We start from the raw sequence: 4,102 nt of genomic DNA on the forward strand, positions 1-4,102 counted from the left end.
GTCCGTTCAACAAAGGGCTTGCTTGTCCATGTTTTCGGAAGATTTTCTGCATGCCTTTTTAAGTACATATTCTTTTTCTAAAAACACATTCTCAACTCTTAACTGGCATTATTAAATAATTTATCTTTTGGATTTTCTATGAATTATAAACTTCCTATTCTTCAAAACTATACTGCAAGTGCTTTAGAATCTGCATCTGTTGTAAATTCAAATGGAGTTTCTTTAGGGACTGTTCAAGAATACAATTTTGATCAGTATAATAATAAATATACTTCATTTAGTAAAAACTCTTTTGTAGATCAGCTTCCTATTCAAATGCGTTATGGAATTGCATGGCGACCATTTGATATTACGCTACTTTCTTTTGATGTTATTTATTATACGGGAATTCATTCTGACATCGATTATTACAGTCTTAAGCCAATTTTAAATTATTCCTTTGGTTCTGAAACAAAAATAATCGAAAATTTAGCTTTTCGATTCGGTTTATTTACAAACAACTGGGCAAGTGCAAAAACAGAACCTGAAGAAATTATAAATTCGGATTACAAAGGAATAACAGGTGGTCTTGCTTTGGATTATAATAAATCTATTTTTAGCATTGCTGCTGTGTATCAAAAATCGTTTAATGCTTCTTATTCAACTTATGCATATGCTTCTCAAGGAAAATACCCTTCAGTTGATTGTTATTCGTATTCACTCTTACTTGGAATCACAAGTTATTTATAATTTTTTTATGATTAAATAGAAATTCCAACTTGAATAACTCGGCGAATTTCATCAAAAGATTTTAATGCATTTGGATTTAAAGTATAATTTGGGTTTTTAATAATAAAAGAATTTTTTTCAAAAAATCCACTTACTCGAAAAAAACCAATTTCTATGCCACCGCCAAGTTTAAACCCATTTTGTTTTGCATAATTTGAAGAAAAGGCAGGCCAGTCATCATTTGAAAATAACCAAGAACCTTCAAAACGAATACTTTGAGCGATATAAATGATAGGAGCTGTTTCCCAATTCCATTCTTCATAATATTGTCCTTGTAAATCTCTTTGTGTATTTTTTAAATTGATAAATAAGGCGGAGTCTTGCTGATTGCGACCAAAAAAACGAAGAGAGGGACCATAGGAATCGATTCGGCTGATATTTCGAGACATTTCTTCTCTATGTTCACCAAATACACCTGGTACAATATTTGGAGTGGGTATTTTAAAAACTCCTGAAATAAAGTTATTAAAATATAAACTCCCTCCGTAACCTATGCCTTCCCAGGAGCTTCCATCACTTAACAAGCCGTTGTACCAAAGCCCATAAGCAAAGGGTTCAATGCGAGGTCGATTTTTACCGGAACCATCACTATAAAATCGAATTAAAAGATCGGACTGTTTTAATTTTGCTCTTTCGGTGAAGTAAGTTGAAAGAGACCAGCGTTCGGTATTGCGTTCATTTTGTCTCGTTCCCGTATTTTGAGCAAAACAGAATTTATTTGATAAAAATAGAAATAAAATGAAAAAAATCTTCTTAAAATGATTTAAAAAAGTGAAGAAGGTCAATGCGATTCTCCTAAATGTTTTAGACAAAAATCATAAATACGATAGATAATTCGTTTCATTGAAATTAGAATACATTGCGCTTATCCAAAGCTTGTGACATACTGTGAGCTTTGGGTAGATTATAAATATAGTACCAAAAATACTTAAACCCTAATAATGATTAGCAAACTGATTTTATTAAATATTTGAAGGTGAAACAATGGCAACTTTACTTTCTGGATTGACCCAGATTTCCGAGATTCATGCGGACAACATTTCTCCCTCCTCAATTACAATAGCGGGATGGGTCAGAACCAAAAGAGGTTCAAAGAAATTCTCATTTTTAGAAATTAATGATGGAACATGTGCTAAATTATTACAAGTAATTGTAGATGCAAACTTACCAAATTATACAGAAGTAGAAAAATTAACAACAGGTTGTTCTCTTAAAATAGAAGGAAATTTAGTATTAAGTCCTGGAAAAGGACAAAAATATGAAATGCAAGCTTCTTCAATAGAGGTTTTTGGATTAGCGGATCCCGAAACTTTTCCTTTACAAAAAAAAGAAATGACTTTGGAATATTTACGAGAAAATGCACATATGCGTGCAAGAACTTCTACGTACTCGAGTATTTTTCGAATTCGAAGTCGTGTGAGTTTTGCGATCCATCGTTTTTTTGTTGAAAAAGGATTTTGTTACGTTCACACTCCAATTCTTACAACAGCAGATGGAGAAGGCGCTGGAGAATCATTTAAAGTAACAAACTTTGATCTTGCTCATGTTCCAAAAACAAAAGACGGAAAAGTGGATTTTGAAAAAGACTTTTTTTCTGAATCCTCAATGTTGTGCGTAACGGGGCAACTCGAAGGTGAGTTGTTAACTATGGGCATGAATAAAGTTTATACTTTTGGCCCTACATTCCGCGCAGAAAATTCAAATACATCAAGACACCTTGCTGAGTTTTGGATGGTGGAGCCTGAAGTCGCTTTTGCTGATTTAGAAGATAATATGAATCTTGCTCAAGATATGATTCGTTATGTTGTCGCCGATATTTTAGAAAATTGTCATGATGACATTGATGTTTGTATTCAAAAAAATCAAATTGATACAAGACCTTATTTAAGAATGGCGTTAGAAAACCCATTTATTCGAGTAAGTTATACGGAAGCCATTGATATTTTGAAAAAGTGTGGCAAAGAATTTGAAAATCCCTTGTTTTGGGGATGTGATTTAAAAAGTGAACATGAACGTTACCTTTGTGAAGAGCACTTTAAATCACCTACAATTGTTTATGACTATCCTGAAGAACAAAAAGCATTTTATATGTATTTAAATGACGATGGAAAAACAGTCCGAGCGATGGATGTTTTAATGCCTGGAATTGGTGAAGTTGTTGGTGGTAGTCAAAGAGAAGATCGTGAAGATATTTTAAAGAAACGAATGAAATTAAAAGGAATAGATGCAGAACACATGGACTGGTATGTTTCTTTACGTCGTTTTGGTTCTGTCCCTCATGCTGGATTTGGTTTAGGTTTAGAAAGATTAATTATGTGGATTACTGGAATGGGTAATATTCGTGATGTAATTCCTTTTCCACGTACTCCAGGCAATTGTAAATTTTAATTTTTACTAGACCCTAATTTCGCTGGTTCAATTTTAAAATCTCTTGTTAATGGAACAGAGGAAGTGGGGCCAAACCATTTATCAAAAATTTCTTTTGCCTTTCCCGTTCTTTCCATTTCTTCTAAAGTATCATTGATTAATTTTAATAAATCATCCGAATTTTTTCTTACTCCAATTCCATAAGGTTCTGAAGAAATATCAAAATTTATGATTTCAAAATCGGATTTACCTTTCATATTTGCTAATAATCCGACTAAAACAGATTCATCTGTTGTGATTGCAAATACTTTTTCAAGATAAAGTGCATGTGCAGCTTGAGAATAATCTTCTAAACCCAAGACCTTTGCTTTAGGGAGAAATTTTTTTGTATTTGTTTCTGCTGTAGATCCTTTTGAGGTAACAATAATTTTCCCATCTATATCTTTTAATTCACGCACTGTTTCTTTATGAACTAAAAATTTTTGTTTTGAAACAAAATATTGATGGCTAAAATCAATTTCTTCTTTTCTTTTTTCTGTAATTGTCATTGTACAAATTAAAATATCGACATCTTTTTTTAATAATAATGGAATTCGATTAGATGAATTTACAGGCTTAAAAACAGCTTTGAGATTTAATTTATTGGCAATTTCGTTTGCAAAATCGATATCATATCCTTCTAGTTTTCTTGTTTTTTTATCTGTTTTGTTTATGAAGCCAAATGGCACTAAATTATCTTTTATCCCAAAAACAATTTCATTTTTTTTACGTATTTCTGAAATAGCATCAGGGTAAACAAGAGGATTGTAAATAATTATTTGAAAAATAAAAGTAAAAATTATAATAACTTTTTTAAAATTATAATATAATTTTGGCATAAATTATTTATCCCCTTTAATTAAAACTTCTATTTCTTTTGCGGTTGTATCAAGTTTAACACTTTCATCAACTAATTTATTTGCAGAAC

The 4,102-nt window shown here is 31.4% G+C and carries 4 protein-coding genes; 2 read left to right on the top strand and 2 right to left on the bottom strand.

All coding sequences use genetic code 11. From position 1 onward, the window contains the following. Positions 1-138 precede the first annotated feature (138 nt). Positions 139-729, top strand: coding sequence for a hypothetical protein (locus tag ACIQ56_RS15300; RefSeq protein WP_397601913.1), 591 nt, complete (start codon positions 139-141; stop codon positions 727-729). 11 nt (positions 730-740) lie between these two features. Here ACIQ56_RS15300 and ACIQ56_RS15305 read toward each other — a convergent pair whose 3' ends face one another. After that, the gene (locus ACIQ56_RS15305) at positions 741-1,553 is read right to left on the bottom strand and encodes a hypothetical protein (RefSeq protein WP_397601914.1); all 813 of its coding nucleotides are present in this window, start codon (positions 1,551-1,553) and stop codon (positions 741-743) included. Between the two features lie 199 nt (positions 1,554-1,752). On the opposite strand from ACIQ56_RS15305, the gene asnS reads away from it, so the two are divergent. Further along, positions 1,753-3,156 carry an asparagine--tRNA ligase gene (asnS, locus tag ACIQ56_RS15310; protein ID WP_397601915.1) on the top strand — a complete coding sequence of 468 codons (1,404 nt, stop codon included), beginning with the start codon at positions 1,753-1,755 and terminating at the stop codon, positions 3,154-3,156. Here asnS and ACIQ56_RS15315 read toward each other — a convergent pair. Then, the gene (locus tag ACIQ56_RS15315; protein ID WP_397601916.1) at positions 3,153-4,013 is read right to left on the bottom strand and encodes a transporter substrate-binding domain-containing protein; all 861 of its coding nucleotides are present in this window, start codon (positions 4,011-4,013) and stop codon (positions 3,153-3,155) included. The genes asnS and ACIQ56_RS15315 overlap by 4 nt on opposite strands. Between the last annotated feature and the right edge of the window lie 89 nt (positions 4,014-4,102).

Source organism: Silvanigrella sp. (genome assembly GCF_044369315.1).
Classification (GTDB): Bacteria; Bdellovibrionota_B; Oligoflexia; order Silvanigrellales; family Silvanigrellaceae; genus Silvanigrella.

What these genes read in the sequence shown, in the direction of transcription:
- ACIQ56_RS15300 (WP_397601913.1), top strand. Translation starts at nt 139, where the DNA reads ATGAATTATAAACTTCCTATTCTTCAAAACTATACTGCAAGTGCTTTA.
- asnS (WP_397601915.1), top strand. Translation starts at nt 1,753, where the DNA reads ATGGCAACTTTACTTTCTGGATTGACCCAGATTTCCGAGATTCATGCG.
- ACIQ56_RS15315 (WP_397601916.1), bottom strand. Translation starts at nt 4,013, where the DNA reads ATGCCAAAATTATATTATAATTTTAAAAAAGTTATTATAATTTTTACT.